General features: G+C 67.5%; 16 protein-coding genes and 1 pseudogene. 11 read left to right on the top strand and 6 right to left on the bottom strand.

The genetic code is table 11. The features are described 5' to 3' along the window. The first annotated feature begins 92 nt into the window (after positions 1-92). Positions 93-1,418, top strand: coding sequence for a transcriptional regulator (locus tag K5S26_RS10915; RefSeq protein WP_221858022.1), 1,326 nt, complete (start codon positions 93-95; stop codon positions 1,416-1,418). A gap of 19 nt (positions 1,419-1,437) precedes the next feature. Here the strand turns inward: K5S26_RS10915 and K5S26_RS10920 are convergent, their stop codons facing one another. Next, entirely contained in the window at positions 1,438-1,893 is a 456-nt protein-coding gene (locus K5S26_RS10920) for a DoxX family protein (protein WP_246603905.1), read from the bottom strand. Between the two features lie 84 nt (positions 1,894-1,977). Here K5S26_RS10920 and K5S26_RS10925 point away from each other — a divergent pair, with 84 nt between their 5' ends. Continuing rightward, positions 1,978-2,529, top strand: a complete 552-nt coding sequence (locus tag K5S26_RS10925) for a TetR/AcrR family transcriptional regulator (RefSeq protein WP_221858023.1) — start codon at positions 1,978-1,980, stop codon at positions 2,527-2,529. A gap of 17 nt (positions 2,530-2,546) precedes the next feature. Here the strand turns inward: K5S26_RS10925 and K5S26_RS10930 are convergent, their stop codons facing one another. Then, positions 2,547-2,915 (bottom strand): VOC family protein, encoded by a 369-nt coding sequence (locus tag K5S26_RS10930; RefSeq protein ID WP_221858024.1) that lies wholly within the window; start codon positions 2,913-2,915, stop codon positions 2,547-2,549. A gap of 63 nt (positions 2,916-2,978) precedes the next feature. Between K5S26_RS10930 and K5S26_RS10935 the strand changes: the two genes are divergently transcribed. From K5S26_RS10935 to K5S26_RS10960, 7 genes are all read left to right on the top strand, one after another. Continuing rightward, positions 2,979-3,437: a MarR family winged helix-turn-helix transcriptional regulator gene (locus K5S26_RS10935; RefSeq protein ID WP_221858025.1), complete on the top strand. Its 459-nt coding sequence runs from the start codon at positions 2,979-2,981 to the stop codon at positions 3,435-3,437. 120 nt (positions 3,438-3,557) lie between these two features. Beyond that, the gene (exaC, locus tag K5S26_RS10940) at positions 3,558-5,105 is read left to right on the top strand and encodes an acetaldehyde dehydrogenase ExaC (RefSeq protein WP_221858026.1); all 1,548 of its coding nucleotides are present in this window, start codon (positions 3,558-3,560) and stop codon (positions 5,103-5,105) included. A gap of 58 nt (positions 5,106-5,163) precedes the next feature. Then, a complete protein-coding gene (locus K5S26_RS10945; RefSeq protein WP_221858027.1) occupies positions 5,164-5,547 on the top strand; it encodes a DUF779 domain-containing protein in 384 nt (127 codons plus the stop codon). 554 nt (positions 5,548-6,101) lie between these two features. Continuing rightward, the gene (dnaB, locus tag K5S26_RS10950) at positions 6,102-7,475 is read left to right on the top strand and encodes a replicative DNA helicase (protein ID WP_221858028.1); all 1,374 of its coding nucleotides are present in this window, start codon (positions 6,102-6,104) and stop codon (positions 7,473-7,475) included. Between the two features lie 416 nt (positions 7,476-7,891). Next, positions 7,892-8,023: a hypothetical protein gene (locus K5S26_RS18995; protein ID WP_281427247.1), complete on the top strand. Its 132-nt coding sequence runs from the start codon at positions 7,892-7,894 to the stop codon at positions 8,021-8,023. 119 nt (positions 8,024-8,142) lie between these two features. Continuing rightward, the gene (locus K5S26_RS10955) at positions 8,143-8,907 is read left to right on the top strand and encodes a TIGR04255 family protein (RefSeq protein WP_221858029.1); all 765 of its coding nucleotides are present in this window, start codon (positions 8,143-8,145) and stop codon (positions 8,905-8,907) included. Further along, a complete protein-coding gene (locus K5S26_RS10960) occupies positions 8,894-9,358 on the top strand; it encodes a hypothetical protein (protein WP_221858030.1) in 465 nt (154 codons plus the stop codon). The genes K5S26_RS10955 and K5S26_RS10960 overlap by 14 nt, the downstream gene beginning before the upstream one ends. A gap of 883 nt (positions 9,359-10,241) precedes the next feature. Here the strand turns inward: K5S26_RS10960 and K5S26_RS10965 are convergent. The 3 genes and pseudogenes from K5S26_RS10965 to K5S26_RS10975 form a co-directional block, all read right to left on the bottom strand. Then, positions 10,242-11,504 (bottom strand): annotated as a pseudogene (locus K5S26_RS10965) (ISL3 family transposase). Between the two features lie 163 nt (positions 11,505-11,667). Continuing rightward, the gene (locus tag K5S26_RS10970; protein WP_221858031.1) at positions 11,668-12,969 is read right to left on the bottom strand and encodes a hypothetical protein; all 1,302 of its coding nucleotides are present in this window, start codon (positions 12,967-12,969) and stop codon (positions 11,668-11,670) included. A gap of 235 nt (positions 12,970-13,204) precedes the next feature. Beyond that, positions 13,205-13,615, bottom strand: coding sequence for a RidA family protein (locus K5S26_RS10975; protein WP_221858032.1), 411 nt, complete (start codon positions 13,613-13,615; stop codon positions 13,205-13,207). 78 nt (positions 13,616-13,693) lie between these two features. Between K5S26_RS10975 and K5S26_RS10980 the strand changes: the two genes are divergently transcribed. After that, a complete protein-coding gene (locus K5S26_RS10980) occupies positions 13,694-14,077 on the top strand; it encodes a winged helix-turn-helix transcriptional regulator (protein WP_221858033.1) in 384 nt (127 codons plus the stop codon). 51 nt (positions 14,078-14,128) lie between these two features. Here the strand turns inward: K5S26_RS10980 and K5S26_RS10985 are convergent, their stop codons facing one another. Then, a complete protein-coding gene (locus K5S26_RS10985) occupies positions 14,129-15,169 on the bottom strand; it encodes a DUF418 domain-containing protein (RefSeq protein WP_221858034.1) in 1,041 nt (346 codons plus the stop codon). Between the two features lie 241 nt (positions 15,170-15,410). Here K5S26_RS10985 and K5S26_RS10990 point away from each other — a divergent pair, with 241 nt between their 5' ends. Continuing rightward, on the top strand, positions 15,411-16,193 hold the full coding sequence (locus tag K5S26_RS10990) for a siderophore-interacting protein (RefSeq protein ID WP_308122913.1): 783 nt from the start codon (positions 15,411-15,413) through the stop codon (positions 16,191-16,193). The last annotated feature ends 103 nt before the right edge of the window (positions 16,194-16,296 follow it).

Consider the following 16,296-nt stretch of genomic DNA (forward strand, 5'->3'; position numbering starts at 1 on the left):
CCCGCCTCTTTCGTCGCCGCCCTGGCCCGCCGCGCGGGTCGCACCTACACTGAGCGTCACACCCGCCTCCCTCGACGACGAACGGAGCGGCCATGGCGTCCACGTGGGTCACCGGTCTCGCGCCGCTGTTCGACGCCCCGAGGTCGCTGCTCGAGCGCGCGCATGACGAGCTGATCGCGGGGAACCTCGAGGATCCGCGGCTGCAGCTGGTGCGTCCGCTCGTGCGGGACTCGTGGGGCCGCTCGATCGCGCGGTTGGTGGGCGCGGAGGCGCTGCCGCCCCTCGACCTGGACGGTGCCGAGCTCGAGCGCTACCGTGCCGAGCACCCCCTCGCGGCCAGCCTGCCGCTGATCCGGCAGCTGCTGCTGCCGGGAGGAGCCGAAGATGCCGGGGTCGTGCTGGCCGTGGGAGACGCGTCCGGCCGGCTGCTGTGGGTCGAGGGAGACGCGGGCGTCCGCGCGCTCGTCGACGGCATGGGCTTCAGCCCCGGTGCGAACTGGGCGGAGGACCGCGCCGGCACCGCCGCGCCGGGCACCGCGCTCGCACTCGGGCGCACGGTGCAGATCCGCGGAGCCGAGCACTTCAACCGGCTGGTGCACCCGTGGTCCTGCACCGCGTCGCCCGTGCGCGATCCGGAGACCCGACGCATCATCGGGATCATCGACGTGACGGGCGGCGACGCCGCCGTGTCGCCGCAGGCGCAGCTGGCGGTCGACGCCACCGTGCGGGCCGTCGAGGGCGAGCTGCTGATCGGCAGGCTGCGGGCCCGGGAGGAGGTGGGACCGCGGCGCATCGGGGCGCGGCGGTCCGCGTCGCGGCGGCCGGTCGCCCTCGGGGTGCTCGGGAGGGATCGCGCCGTCACCGAGTCGACCGGTCCGGTGGCGACGCCGCCGGTGGAGCTGGGGCTCCGCCACTCCGAGATCCTGCTCATGCTGGCCACGCACCCGCACGGGCTCACCGCCGAGCGTCTCGCCGAGCTCGTCTACGGCACGGCCGCGGTGGCGACCCTCCGTCCCGAGATGGTGCGGCTGCGGCGCCGTCTCGAACGGGATGTCCCCGGTCTGCGACTCGAGTCGCGTCCGTACCGGCTCGTCGGTGCGCTCGAGACCGATGCGCAGCATGTGCTCGCCCTGATCGACCGCGGCGCCCACCGGCTCGCGCTCGCGGCGTACCGAGGCGACGTGCTGCCCGACTCGCAGGCGCCCGGGGTGGCGGAGCTGCGCGAGACGCTGCGCCTGACGCTGCGCGACGCCCTGGTCGCGGAGGCGAGCGTCGACGTGCTGCTGCATTACACCGACTCGGACGTCGGGGCCGACGACGTCGAGGCGCTGCGTCAGTGCCTGGCCCTGCTGCCGCCCCGCTCGCCGCGCCGGGCCGGGTTGGTCGCGCGGCTGGAGCGGCTCGAGTCGGACGCGTAGGCGCGTCCTCCGCCGCCGTTCACGTCGCGAGGGCGACGGTCAGCGCCGCGAGCACGAAGAGGGCCTGCAGCGGGGCCCTGAGTCGCAGCGGGGTGTGCGGGGCGTGCGGCGAGCGCCGGGCGCGGGACGCGTACACGTTGGCGGGGAACATCGCGACGAGGAGGGAGGCGAGCGCCCACGCGCCCAGGACGCGGAGGGGGCCGACGGCGGGCGGCACGAGCAGGCAGGCCGCTCCCGCCAGCTCCAGCACGCCCGTCACGGTCACCACGTGCGCCGGCGCGGGGAGGGAGGGCGGCACGATCGCGATGAGTCCCGCCCGCCTCGTCGTTCCGAAGTGTGCGAGACCCGTGACGACGAACATGGCGGCGAGCCCGATCGCCAGCGCGCCCGGCCAGGTCGCCGTGTACTCGAGGCCCCATGCCCCCATGGCGCGCGCCGCCAGGGTGACCGCGACGAGAACGACGAACGGCGCCATGGCATACCCCAATCTAGACATTGACAAGTCGAGCGTACGGCGACCGCTTGTCAATGTCTAGATGCTCCTGCCTACAATGCAGGGATGGGCGACGGCTACCACCATGGCGACCTGCGCCGGGCGCTGCTCGACGAGGCGGTCCGGGCGATCTCCGACTCCGGCGTCGGCGCGCTGTCGCTGCGTGAGGTGGCCCGGCGGGCGGGGGTGTCCCACGCGGCGCCCGCACACCACTTCGGCGACCGGCGGGGCTTGATGACCGCGCTGGCGGCCGACGGGCTGCGACTGCTGGCCGAGGAGCTCGGCGCCTCCGTCGAGCGGGGCTTCGACGAGACGGCGGTCGCCTATGTGCGCTTCGCGCGGGATCGTCCCGGTCACTACGCCGTCATGCACCGCCCCGAGCTGGTCGACGCCGCCGCTCCCGAGCTCGTCGAGGCGCGAGCGGCGGCCTCCGCGCGGCTGGCGGCGGGCGTGCGCTCGATCCCCGCCGCCCGTCGGCGCCACGTCACCGAGGAGCAGGCGGCGCAGGCCGCATGGGCGCTCGTGCACGGGCTCGCGTCGCTCGCCGCGGAGGGCGCCGTCCCCGCAGACGACGTCGAGGAGCTCACCCGGAGCTCCGCCCGCCAGCTCTTCGGCTGAGCCGGCGGGCACGCGGCTCAGCCGCGGTCGTGCAGCGTGACCCGGTATCCGTCGGGGTCGGCGAACGTGAACGTGCGCCCGAAGGGGCCGTCGATCGGCGCCGAGGCGATCTCGTGTCCGTCGGCGGCGAGCGCGTCGTGGATGCCCTGGACGTCGGTGGCGTGAAGCCAGATGGCCACGCCGGCGCCCGGCTGCGCGGTGCTCGCGAGATCGGTGCCGGGCACGATGTCGCGCAGGGCGAAGGCGATCGGCTTCGTCTCGAAGACGACGGCGTGCGGCGGGCCGGCAGGAGAGCGGACCAGGCCGAGGTAACGCTCGTAGAACGCCTGCGACGCGACGAGGTCGCGGACCTGGAGGGAGATGAAGTCGGGGCCAGTGGCGGGCATGAAGGGTCTCTTTCCGTCTGTGTCAGTTTTCTGACATGCATCAATGTATGTCAGAATGCTGACATGAGTCAAGACGGCGCCGGCATCCAGCTGGAGACCTCCCTCGGCTATCTGCTCAAGGAGGCCTCGAGCGCCCTGCGCGTCGCGATGGAGGAGGTGCTGAGGCCGCTCGGCATGAGCGTCACGCACTACTCCTGCCTCGAGCTGCTCGCGCAGCGCCCGGGCCTTTCGAACTCGGAGCTCGCACGGGGGGCGTTCGTGACGCGGCAGTCGATGAACGTCCTGCTCCAGGCGCTGGAACGGGACGGCTATGTGACCAGGCCGGCGACGCCGCCGGCGGGAAAGGCGCTCCCCGCCCGGCTCACGCCGCGCGGGCGGCGGAGCCTCGAGAAGGCCTCCGCCGCGGTCCGATCCGTCGAGCTCCGGATGCTCGCCGGGATGACCGAGGGGCAGCAGGCGGATGCGCTCCGCAGCCTGCGGAGCATGATCCGCTCGCTGCGCGACCCGGCCGGCGACGCGTAGCGCCCCGGGCGCAATCGGGTGCAACCTCGCCGGACGTACCGTGGCGACGATCGCACGGCGACGGCGCCGTCACCCGTGGCGCCCGGCACCTCGCGCGATCCGCAGTCGAAGGAGACAGTGATGACGATCGTGGAAGAGGGCGTCTCGAACGTCTACGCAGCCCCCGGTCAGCGCGGCGCGGTGGCCGAGTATCGGGCCCGGTACGGCCACTACATCGGCGGCGAGTTCGTCGAGCCGGTCAAGGGCCAGTACTTCGAGAACATCACCCCGGTCACCGGCAAGCCCTTCACGGAGGTGGGCCGCGGCACGGTCGAGGATGTCGACCGCGCCGTCGACGTCGCCTGGAAGGCGTTCGAGTCGTGGAAGAGGACGACGCCCGCCGAGCGCTCGGTCATCCTGAACCGGATCGCCGACCGCATCGAGCAGAACCTCGAGCGGATCGCGGTCGCCGAGACCTGGGAGAACGGCAAGCCGGTGCGCGAGACGCTGGCCGCCGACATCCCCCTCGCCGTCGACCACTTCCGCTACTTCGCCGGCGTCCTGCGGGCTCAGGAGGGCACGCTCAGCCAGATCGACGAAGACACCGTGGCCTACCACTTCCACGAGCCGCTGGGCGTGGTCGGCCAGATCATCCCGTGGAACTTCCCGATCCTGATGGCGACGTGGAAGCTGGCTCCCGCGCTGGCGGCGGGGAACTGCGTCGTGCTGAAGCCGGCCGAGCAGACGCCGGCATCGATCCTGTTCCTGTTCGACATCATCGGCGACCTGCTGCCGGCGGGCGTCGTGAACATCGTGAACGGCTTCGGCATCGAGGCCGGCGCGCCGCTCGCGCAGCATCCGCGCATCCGGAAGGTCGCCTTCACCGGGGAGACCACCACCGGGCGCCTCATCATGCAGTACGCGGCGCAGAACCTCATCCCCGTGACCCTCGAGCTGGGCGGCAAGAGCGCGAACGTGTTCTTCGAGGACGTCGCGCGCGACCGCGACGCCTACTACGACAAGGCGCTCGAGGGCTTCTCGTTCTTCGCGCTCAACCAGGGCGAGGTCTGCACGTGCCCGTCCCGTGGGCTCATCCAGCGCTCGATCTACGACCAGTTCCTCGGCGACGGGCTGGAGCGGGTCGGCAAGATCGTGCAGGGCAACCCGCTCGACCCGAACACGATGATCGGCGCGCAGGCGTCGAACGACCAGCTCGAGAAGATCCTGTCGTACATCGAGATCGGCAAGCAGGAGGGCGCGAAGGTGCTCACCGGCGGCGAGAGGATCGACCTGGGCGGCGAGCTCAGCGGCGGCTACTACGTGGCGCCGACGGTGTTCGAGGGCACCAACGACATGCGGATCTTCCAGGAGGAGATCTTCGGTCCCGTCGTCTCGGTCACCTCGTTCGCCGACCTCGACGACGCGCTCTCGATCGCGAACGACACCCTCTACGGCCTCGGGGCCGGTGTCTGGAGCCGCTCGGCCGACACCGCCTACCGCGCCGGACGGGGCATCGAGGCGGGCCGCGTCTGGACGAACACCTATCACCAGTACCCTGCGCACGCCGCGTTCGGCGGGTACAAGCAGTCGGGCATCGGGCGGGAGAACCACCTGAAGATGCTCGACCACTACCAGCAGACGAAGAACCTGCTGGTGTCGTACGCCGAGGGGCCGATGGGCTTCTTCTGAGCCGCACGCGGAGGCCGGCCGGTGACGGTCGGTCTCCGCTCCGAGGAGAGGAACGGACATGGTCGACACGGATCGCGTCGCGGTGACGCCGGAGGCCGCCGCGCTGCTGCGCACGCTCACCGCGCAGCACGGGCCGCTGATGTTCCATCAGTCGGGCGGCTGCTGCGACGGCAGTGCGCCGATGTGCTACCCGGTCGGGATGTACCTGACGGGGCCGGGCGACGTGCTGCTCGGCGCGCTGGACATCGGTCTGGACGACCCCGTGCAGGTGTACATGTCTCGGGCGCAGTTCGACTACTGGAAGTACACGCACCTCACGATCGACGTCGTGCCGGGGCGCGGTGCGGGCTTCTCGGTGGAGGCGCCGACCGGGAACCGCTTCCTGACGCGTTCGCGGATGCTGACCGGCGCCGAGCTCGACGGGCTGGGGATCGCCCGCTGACGGCACGCGGGGGAGGGGCGGCGGGGGGGGGGGGGGGGGGGGGGGCCCCCCCCCCCCCCCCCCCCCCGCCGCGTCGGGGTGCCCGGGTGTGTGGGCTCGCACATGGGTACCCGCCGAATCTTTGTGGACACGAACTGTTCACCGTCTCTTGACATATGCGCCTCAAGCGGGTGCTGGACGGGTCGGAGTTGTACACACCCATGGCGTGTCGCGCCAACCTTCAAGCGCGTGTTTAATCACAACGTCATCCACAGGGTGTGGGAACCCTGAATCCCTGGTCAGAGGCAAAATAAAGCGTTGAAACTCTCGGGCGCGTCGCCGCTCTCCACAGGACGTTTCCACACCCGTGTCCGTTGTTTCCGCAGATACTCCACAGAGTTATCCACAGGCAGGTTTGCGTGGGGAAAACCCCGCGCCTACGGTGAACGGGCGGATGTCGGAGGCCCCTGCTTTCCTTGTCGCAGTCGTGCCGCGCCGATCCCGTCGCCCGACGTCGGATCGACCCGCAGAACCGCTCGCGTCCCGGAGTCCCGTCGGGGAGGAAGGAAGTCAACGTGTCGATCGCCGACATCTCCGACGACCGTCTCGGTGCCCCCCGAGAGCACGAGCGCACGCCCCCGCACGACCTGCTCGCCGAGCAGTCCACGCTCGGCGGAATGCTGCTGTCGAAGGACGCCGTCGCCGACGTCATCGAGTCGCTGCGCGGGGCCGACTTCTACATCCCCAAGCACGAGCTGATCTTCGAGGCCGTGCTGTCGCTGTACTCGCACGGCGAGCCGACCGACGTGGTCGCCGTCACCGACGAGCTCATCAAGACGGGCGACCTGCAGCGGGCCGGCGGCGCCGACTACCTGCACTCGCTGACCTCCATCGTGCCGACGGCGGCGAACGCCGGCTACTACGCCAACATCGTCGCCGAGCGCGCGCTGCTGCGCCGCCTGGTCGACGCCGGCACGCGCATCGTGCAGATGGGCTACGCGGGCGAGGGCGAGGCCGTCGACCTGGTCAACAACGCGCAGGCCGAGATCTACGGCGTCACGGGCACCGAGAAGACCGAGGACTACGTACCCCTGTCCATCGCGGTCGACGCCGCGATGGAGGAGATCGAGGCCGCCGGCGGCCGCGACGGCGGCATGACCGGCGTCCCCACGGGCTTCCACGAGCTCGACGAGCTCACCAGCGGCCTGCACGGCGGCCAGATGATCGTCGTCGCCGCCCGCCCCGCGATGGGAAAGTCGACGCTCGCCCTCGACTTCGCGCGCGCCGCCGCCATCAAGCACAACATGCCGGCCGTGTTCTTCTCGCTCGAGATGGGCAAGGCCGAGATCGCCATGCGCCTGCTCAGCGCCGAGGGCGCCATCCCGCTGCAGAACATCCGCAAGGGCACCCTCGACTCACGCGACTGGACGAACATCGCCCAAACGCGCGGCCGCATCCACGAGGCGCCGCTGTTCATCGACGACAGCCCGAACATGACGCTCGTCGAGATCCGCGCCAAGTGCCGCCGGCTCAAGCAGCGCGCCGGCCTGAAGATGGTCATCATCGACTACCTGCAGCTGATGACGAGCGGCAAGAAGGTCGAGTCGCGTCAGCAGGAGGTCAGCGAGTTCTCGCGCGCCCTCAAGCTGCTCGCGAAGGAGCTGCAGGTGCCGGTCATCGCCCTGTCGCAGCTGAACCGAGGCTCCGAGCAGCGCACCGACAAGCGCCCCCAGGTCAGCGACCTGCGCGAGTCGGGATCGATCGAGCAGGACGCCGACATGGTGATCCTGCTGCACCGCGACTCGGTCTACGATAAGGACACCCGCCCCGGCGAGGCCGACCTGATCGTCGCCAAGCACCGCAACGGCCCCACGGCCACGATCGAGGTCGCCTTCCAGGGCCACTTCTCGCGCTTCGCCGACATGGCCCCCGCGAACGACTTCCAGTAGGGCACCGATCTCCTGGCCGGAGGCTCCGCGGGAAAGTGGCAAGATCCAGCACCACTCAGCAGTCACATGGCAGTCCTCCCGAGTGCAAGGAAAGCCAGACGCGCCGGAATGGCGATGTTCGCCCGACTGCGCGGAGCTGCTGCACTCAGAGAAGCGGCAGAGGACCGCGTTCCGTGCGCCAGGATAGGGAGATGAGGCCCGACCGGTCTCGTCGAGCTATCAGGATTCCCCGCCGTTGGTAAATCACGTCAACTTCATCTGGAGCACCGGTCCGCGCTCGAGGAGATCATCCACAAGCTCAACGAACGCCTCGGCGACAAGTGCGGCGTCGGCGTCATCGACCTCCAGATGAACCACATCGCCAGTAGTCTGCCGAGTCCCCTGCGCTGCCGAAGGCGTTCACGAAGGCACTGCTTGTGGTGCGGGACGAGACGCCGGCATTCGTGGACGACCGGTTCAACGACAGTGGGCTGCACGCCGAGCTCGGGAAGGTTCTTTCAGCGATGCTCTACGAGTACCTCAAGGACAGGGGAGCCGCCCATGGCTGAGTTCCGGCGGCTTCAGGCGGATGTCGACTCCTCCGCCGACCCCCGGGGCGCGATGCCGTCAACGCGTTCGTCAGGCCGCAACAACGTCCGGGCCAGATACCATGCAGTTGTGGTGAACTGTGGCTGACATCAACTACCCTCTCGCGGCGATCTCAGAAGCATCGCTTGAGTTCGTCCTTGCTGACGTTGATCAGGCTGCTTGGGATGAGTTCTTTGACGCGCACATCAAGGAGAGTGCGGAGTTCACGGAGTGGACTCCGGTTCTCAAGTTCACGGCAGAGATCGGCGATCCCGCAGATCCGTCGTCGACTAGCACAGCGTCGACGGAGACGGTCGGTTATGCGGCTCGCGCAGCTGATCGGCACGAGGAGATCCACGTGCGTGAGGATCGCCTCATCCTTTTTCGCCGCGGTCAGTACACAGACTGGCACGCCTTCACCGGATGGGCGCTGCCGTGGATCGAACGCCTCAGGATCTCTTGTCCACACCTGGAGTTGTCGGCAATCGTGGCCGCCTACATCAATGAGCTGCCGGTTCCGGACGAGCCGTACGAGGTGTCGGATTGGGTTCGGATCGCACCACCCATCCCACCTTCGCTCTCGCAGGCGATTCTGAGCATGCGCGCAGCAACCACGATTCCAATCGACGATGGTCGCGCGGAGATCTTTGTGAGGACGGAGGAGTCAGATGAGCGCCTCTACCCTGGTCTCACGCTTAGGATACGAACAGAACTCGAGCGAAGTGTGGCGTTCGAGTCGACCAACTTCGACGCCGAAGTTGAGGATTGGTTGACAGCACTTCGAGACGCCAAGAACGCGGTCTTTGAGGCGTGCATCACCGAAGCAACACGAATGAAGATGAGGGGGCCTGATGACCATCGTTGAAGAGCGGACCAAGAGTACCTCCAGAGTTCGCGTTTCCACTCATCGCAATCCCGGGCTCATGGTGTGGGGCTCAGAGGTTGCGGACGCGTTTGCCGTTCGATCCCAAGAGGTGAGCCGGCGAACCCCAAGCCCCGCGAGTGAGTTCTTTCGTACACGCGCACGTGCTTTCCAGGGGTCGGTATCGGTTGCGGCAATTGATCTCGCGATACAGATCCTGAAGCTTACGACGGACGCTTCGACGCGCTTGCCGAACGTCCACGAGGACGAAGGTGGCGTGTCGCTGTACTGGCGTGACAGCTCGGTTTCAGTTCAAGTCGACGTTACGGGTGGTGCCGATTTCTATGTGAGGATCCGCAACCGGTCAACTGGCGGCGACTTCGAAGCATACGACGGGAAGTTTCCGGTAGCTGAGGTCCAAAGCGCGCTGAATCAAATTCGCGCAGGTGATTGAGGCGCTTCCTGATTCATGAGTGATACTTGGGCCTGGGATGACCCGACGATCTCGGACGACGATTCAATCTTGCGTCGGGTTCCCCCTGCACTCACAAGAGATGTTCAGGACGGCGATGACGGCCTGCCACTCATTGTCCCGGCCTACTTCCAGTACGACTACAGGCGCGAGGTCCCAACCGAGCACGGCGACCACGAGGGGCTATCGTGCAATGTCTTGTCACGCGTGCTTGAGTGCGGTGGAACGGCCGAGCAGCTCCATCCCGAGGAGATGGGCGTAGTCAACGTGCCAGTCGCCGCAATCCGGCCGGGCGCTGGTGTGACGTACGACGATGATCCAGAGGAACCCGACCACGTTCGCCGGGCATCGCATGCTCTAATTCGGTTAGCGGAGCGAATTACGTACCGGAGGAAACACCCCGATTGGCATCGAGTTCGTTCCGACTTCGCGGAGGAGGCAACTTGGGTGGTGGCGCCGCAGTCACACCGCACGGACCTGGCAACTGGAGAAGTAGCGCAAGCGGAAGAAACCCACGAATCGCCCTCCGCGAACTGAACTCCGGAATGGCGACATCATGACCCCTGAGCGCGACCCTTTGGTCTCGCCTAGTCGTTCGCGACTTTCATCCCCCGGGAATCTGAGCTGTCGCGCACTGGATGGTTGTGAATTGCGGGCTGCGACACCGTAGAGATTCTACCCGTGACCGGAGTCCTCGCGTAAGCGCACTATCGCGAAGTGGCGACGGCTTTCTTCGGAGAGGTCTTCTACATCGGCCGGATTGCTGTCGAATTCGGAGGTTAGTTGATCAGCCATCCGGCGCCGGATCGGTTCTGATACCGCTACAGCCTCAAAGGCCGACGGATCGCCGTCCAGCTTTGCGGGCTCATCGCATTTGAGGGTGTAGGTGAGGTCTGAAGCCTCCGGCTTCGAGCAGGCTCCGGGCGATGTAGTTGGTGAGGTTCCGGAATCCGAGGGCGGAGCCGCGGAGGTGTTCGAGGCGGCCGTTGATCGCATCGGTCGGTCCGTCGCTGGTTCCGGGGCGGTCGAAGAACGCGAGAACGTCCGCGGCGCGCTGGCCGAGGGCGCGGCCGAGGCGTCGGAGTTCGACGAGCGCGGCCGGGACGCCGCTCGCGAGTGCGTCGATCACGGCCTGCATGGCCTTCTTCCCGAGCTTCTCGCTTCGACTTCGACATGCTCCTCGTCCGCGAACAGTGCCTCCAGGCGGGCCCGCTGCCGATCGGTGAGCAGGCCCGCGCCGGTGTGGAGGGTGCGGCGGGCCTTGTAAAGCGGATCGCTCCTCCGTCCTCTTCGGCCATGGAGGTGCTGCTGAACGCGGCGGCGGCAGACGTCGAGGGCGTCACCGGCGAGGCGGACGACATGGAACGGATCCATCACTGCTGTGGCCTTCGGCAGTTCTTCGGCGGCGGCGGTCTTGAACCCGGTAAACCCGTCCATCGCGACGACCTCGACCCCGTCCCGCCAAGCCCGGGGTCGTCCGGCGAGCCAGCTCTTTAACACTACCTTGGAACGCCCCTCGACCATGTCCAGCAGTCTGGACGGGCCCGTCTTGTCGCGCACCGGGGTGAGGTCGATGATGACGGTGACGTACTTATCGCCGAGGCGGGTGTGTCGCCAGACGTGCTCGTCGACGCCGATCACGCCGACACCGTCGAACCGGGCCGGGTCATCGATCAGCACCCGGCGGCCTTCGGCAAGGACAGCGTTGTTCGCAGTGTGCCAAGACACGCCCAGGCCGGCGGTGACGCGAGACACGGTGAGGTGGTCGATCACGAGCGCCTCGACTGCCCACCGCATCCCGGCGCGGGACAGCTTCGCCCCGTTCCTCAGTGGCAGCACTGAGGTTCTCCCGCCACGATCGCCCGCAGCCGGGACACCTATAGCGGCGGACACGGACCAGCAGCGTGGTCGGGCGATGCCCGAAGGGCTCGTGCGCGAGACAACGTGTGTCAGTTCCGCGCGCGAGCGCCCGACCGCCGCAACCCCAGCACCACGGATCCGGTTCAGCGACACGGCACTCGAGCACCGTCCGATCCGGCTCAAGCAACTGCCCGACAGCGTGAAGGCCGAGCTCGTCGAGACGACAGAACACCGTCAGATCAGGGGGCGCGAAGGTAGCGTGGAGCACGTCGAGGTCTTCCGGATGGTGAGTGTAGGAACTTCCATCCTCGGGAGGCCTCGACCCTTACCCGGTCATCGACGCGCTCAGCCACCCACCCCCTCAACTGCGAAGAGCCTAGTTAGGGTCCAGTCTCCCGAACTCTTCTACACACGATCACGGGGTGGCGCACTCACGCTCGCCGTCCGCTTTTCCGGGCTCGCTTTACCGCGCGCGACTGCGAAAGGGCATGGACGAGGTAGGCGCGATTTCGCTTGACCTCCTCTTTGGCGCGCACCGTCCGCATCACGGCTTTGATGAGTGGGGGTGCCGCGCCGACGGTGGCAGACAGCGTCGAGAATCCCACCAGCCCCGCTGCAGTCCAAGTGCCGACTGCAAGTCCTATGGACTGGAAGGCCTCGCTGCCCTCTGCGAAGACATCGATCGCGTTGCGCACGAAGCTTGCTGAGCGGACGTGCGCTTCCATTTCGGCGATCGCTGGCGCAACGTTAGACTCCCAAGTCTGCTTGAGAAGCCGCTCCCGCTCGGCATCGTCCGCTCCGCCCCAATCGACGTCCCCTGATACATCGAGTACGAAGCTTCGGAAAGGGCCGATGTAGGCGGCTAAGTCTTCGCGTACATCCGCCATCTCGTCCAACGGGAGCGCTGTGACGCCCTCCACCATCTGAACTAGCTTCACCGCCCCCGCGACCGTCAGTCCCGTGCCCGACGACACCGCAGGGGCGCCGAGGGCGCGCAGTGAATGCTCGAGTTCGTCATCCACCATGACGCTACTTGGAGTGTGCGCCAGATCCTCGGCCATTGTCAGAAACGCTCGTTCGAACTCGGCGTTAGGACCCAATAGGTCGTCCTGAATCTGTCGTGGCCTCGACTTGGGAAGGTCGTCCCAAGGGTCCTCGATTAGCAAGCCACGCTCGGCTAGGCCCGACATCGCCGGACTTTGAAAGGACTCGATCGATTCGCGAAGACGCCTTCGCAGTGCTCGAACGAAGGGTTCCGCACGATCCAGGAATTTATTCCAGTCGTCGTTAAAGCGCGCGAGCTGGGCCCGATTCGACGCCCTCTGCGCGCGGAGCGCTTCGACGTTCGTCGGCAGAGGCACGGAGTTCAGCTTCTCCCGAAGAGCGTTCTCTTCCTCGAGCAACCGTCTGTAGTGCGCGATTTCGGCGTCCGATAGGAGGTCCGCATCTGACAGACCATAGAACGCCAAATCTCTTGGCGCACGACGGTTCGAAATCTCCATGAGTCGGGAGTACACGGGTGCGAAGCGCCCAGTCATCTCAAGGTCGCGCTGCTCGCTAAGAAGCAGATCCAGTCGATGCGACCGAAGGTGCACGCAATCTGCCAAGAGCAGTGCCGGTTTGATCAGATCCTCGTCGTACATCGTCGTTTCGATGTAGTTGTCATGGTGTAGAAATCCGCCTTCCCCGGCTAGGGCATTCAGCGGATTACTGAACACTTCAATCTCAAACACGAGCGACTCCCCAGGGTCGTCGGAACGCGGCAAGGCCGATCGGGCTGAATCTAGCGGACGCGTCCACTCTTGTATGCACCGACCCTCATGGCCCGTGTGACGCGGAGGGGAGCGCCGAGGTGACTGATCGTGTGCCGCGAGCCTCGGCCCAACGCCGCGACGGGCCTTGAAACCTCATCGATGCGGACGGAGAGGCGCGCCAGCGCCGTCGGCGGTCGCGGTGCGGATGCGCGGATCACTCGGCGATCGCGATGGCTTCCACCTCGACGAGCACATCGGGCTCGAAGAGATAGTCCACCCCGATCAATGATGAAGGCGGCAGTGGCGACGGCAGTCGGAGCTCGTCGGAGACGGAGTCGATGCCCGCCATGAACTCCTCGATCTTCTCCGGTGCCCAAGCGGTGACGTAGAACGTCAACCGGACGACATCGTCGAAGGATGCGCCGGCTCCCGCGAGTGCGCGGGAGGTGTTGCGCATCACCTGCGCGACCTGCCCCGTGAGATCGTCCGGTGCAACCGGGTCTCCGTTGCCTGCTCGCGCGATCTGGCCGCTGACGTGGATGTGCCGAGTCCCGGTCGACACGGCGACGTGGTGGTAGGGGGTGTGTGGTTGCAGGCCTTCAGGGCTGAAACGGCTGACGCTCATCGCTCTTCTCCATTGTGGGATTGCGGACGTACCATTGATACCTAGTATCAAAAGGACACTTCAAGGAGACCTGGTTTCATGCCGGATACCGCGTCCCGCACCGAGCGGCTGACCATCGATGTACGCCATCGAGAGGTGCTCGCCCAGGTCCTCGACAAGTGGTCGCTCAGCGTCCTCAATGAGCTGTGCGAGCGACCGTGCCGTTTCAACGCGCTTCGCCGGGCGGTGCCGGAGGTGACGCAGAAGTCGCTGACGGCGACACTGCGCAAGCTCGAGCGCAACGGCATCGTCGAGCGTGTTCTGCTGGCCACGCGTCCGGTTGCGGTCGAATATCGCATCACCCCGCTCGGGAAGACCCTTCGCGGTCCGGTGGACGTGCTCCTGGGATGGTCGGACCGGTACCTGCCCGAGATCGAGCGTGCGCGGGATCGATTCGATGCGCCGTCCGATGGGGACCGATAGCGGGAGTCGTCATCCAGGCCAGCATTCCGATGCTCCTCCTGATCGCCGACATCACCCTGAGACCTGCTGCGGCCCCGGTTCCGAGGGCCGAACCCTCGCGGGGCGCACCCACCATGTCCCGAGTCGCCACAGCCACTCGACAGGCCCGTATCGGTACTTCCGCAACCACAGTCTCGAGATCACGGACTGCAGAGCGATGACGCAGGGGCTGGCGAGGATCACGGGGACGATGCTGGGCATGGTCGGGAAATCGATCACTCTGGCGAGGAGGAAGAAGATCGCGGCAGCACCGACGTAGTTGCTCAGTGCCATCCTCCCGAGAGGATCGAACACGGCGGCCAGCGGCCTCCTGGCGGGGGTGCGCCACAGCAGCGCGAACCCGGTGACGTACAGCGCCGCGAAGATGACCCCGAAGGATCCTCCGATCGTGAAGCGAGGGTCGCCGGGTTCGGTGGACTGCCAGATGAGCGCCGGCACGGCCAGCGTCAGGGAGATCAGGAAGGCGCCGACGACGAGAGCGCCGCGGGTCTCGAGCACCCGTGGCAGGCCGAGCGCAGCGGAGCCTGCTCCGAGGAGCATGAGGCCGAGGACCGTCGGCGGGCCGCCGCCGAACATCACGAAGGTCGCGATCGTGGTCACCCCACCCAGAACGGTCATGACGACGGGAGGCGTCAACATGATCACCGGCAGGACGACGAGGCCGATGAGCCCGTACTCGATCAGGATGTTGCCGGGGTAGACGAGGAGGAGGGCGGCGCCGATCAGGACGAGACCCCCCATCCGTCGGAGGAGCACCGCCCAGGGTCGAGGTGTGCGGGTTCGGCGTCGGGCCGACTGCAGCACGAACCAGAAGCTCATTCCGAACAGGAAGGCGAAGATCGGGACGAACCGGGTCTGCACGAAGAGGTCGAGGATCACGCGGGTCGGCTCGAGCTGGCGGAGGTGAGCGGCGCCCGGGAGGCGCGAGGCCGCCTCCGTGATGTCGATGCTGTTCACGAGCAGGATCCCCGCGAGCGCGAAGCCGCGAACGCTGTCGAGCAGTCTCCAGCGGGAGACGAGCGTTCCCGGTTCGTCGAAAGGCCGGGTGTTCATTTCTCCAGACAACCCGTCACGTCACCGGAGTTCGTCCGCCTCGGGGAGGATCCGGCTCAGCCGTGAGATGTACCGCCCCGCGTCCGGACGCGCTGCGGAGATCTGCCCCTCGGGGCCGGGGCGGGGCCGCGCGGCGGCTAGTCGCGCCGCAGGCATGTGAAGCGGACGCGCCATCGCCATCGGCGTGATCCGGTCGGCCGGATCGAGTCCGACACCGGTCACCGCCGCTAGCGTGGGAAGCGTGGCACTCGCATCCCGCACCTCATCCCGGCCAGTCCGCCCCTCCATCGATCTGACGGTGGTGTCGAGCGAGCGCCTGAGCCCGCACCTCGTGCGGGTGACGCTCGGCGGCGACGGCTTCGCGCTGTTCGAGGACCGCCCGGAGACCGACAAGTACGTCAAGCTGAAGTTCACGACGCCCGCACCGGAGTCGCTCCCTGTCACACGCACGTACACGGTGCGGCGGGTGGACCATGAGGCGCGGACGTTGGACATCGACTTCGTCGTGCATGGGGACGAGGGGCTGGCCGGTCCGTGGGCGGCATCCGCTCAGCCCGGCGCGTCCCTGAGCCTGCTGGGGCCGGGCGGCGGGTACCTGCCGGAGGTGGAAGCCGACTGGCACCTGTTCGCGGGTGACCTGTCCGCGGTGCCGGCGATCTCCTCAGCGCTCGAGAGCCTCCCGGAGGACGCGTCCGGCATCGCTCTGATCGAGATCGACCGCGCCGACGCCGCCCTCGACCTCACGGCTCCTGCGGGGCTCGAGGTGCGCTGGATTATCGACCCGGATCACGAAGCGACCCGCCTCGCCGACGCCGTGCGCGAGCTGGAATGGCGGGACGGCCGCGTGAGCGTGTTCGCGCACGGCGAGCGAGAGTCGATGAAGGCGTTGCGTCGGGTGCTGTTCGACGAGCGCGCGCTCGAACGCTCCCAGGTGTCGCTCTCGGGCTACTGGGCGCGAGGCCGGACGGAAGATCGTTTCCAAGCGGAGAAGCGCGATCCGATCGGCCAGATCTTCCCCGCCTGAGAGACTGCGCGGCTGCACTCGCGCTTCGCCGACATCGCCCCGCGAACGACATCCAGGAGGGCGCAGATCTCCCGGCCGGAGGCTCTGCGGCCCTTCCGTGTGA

The organism is Microbacterium marinilacus (genome assembly GCF_019753765.1).
Classification (GTDB): Bacteria; Actinomycetota; Actinomycetes; order Actinomycetales; family Microbacteriaceae; genus Microbacterium; species Microbacterium marinilacus.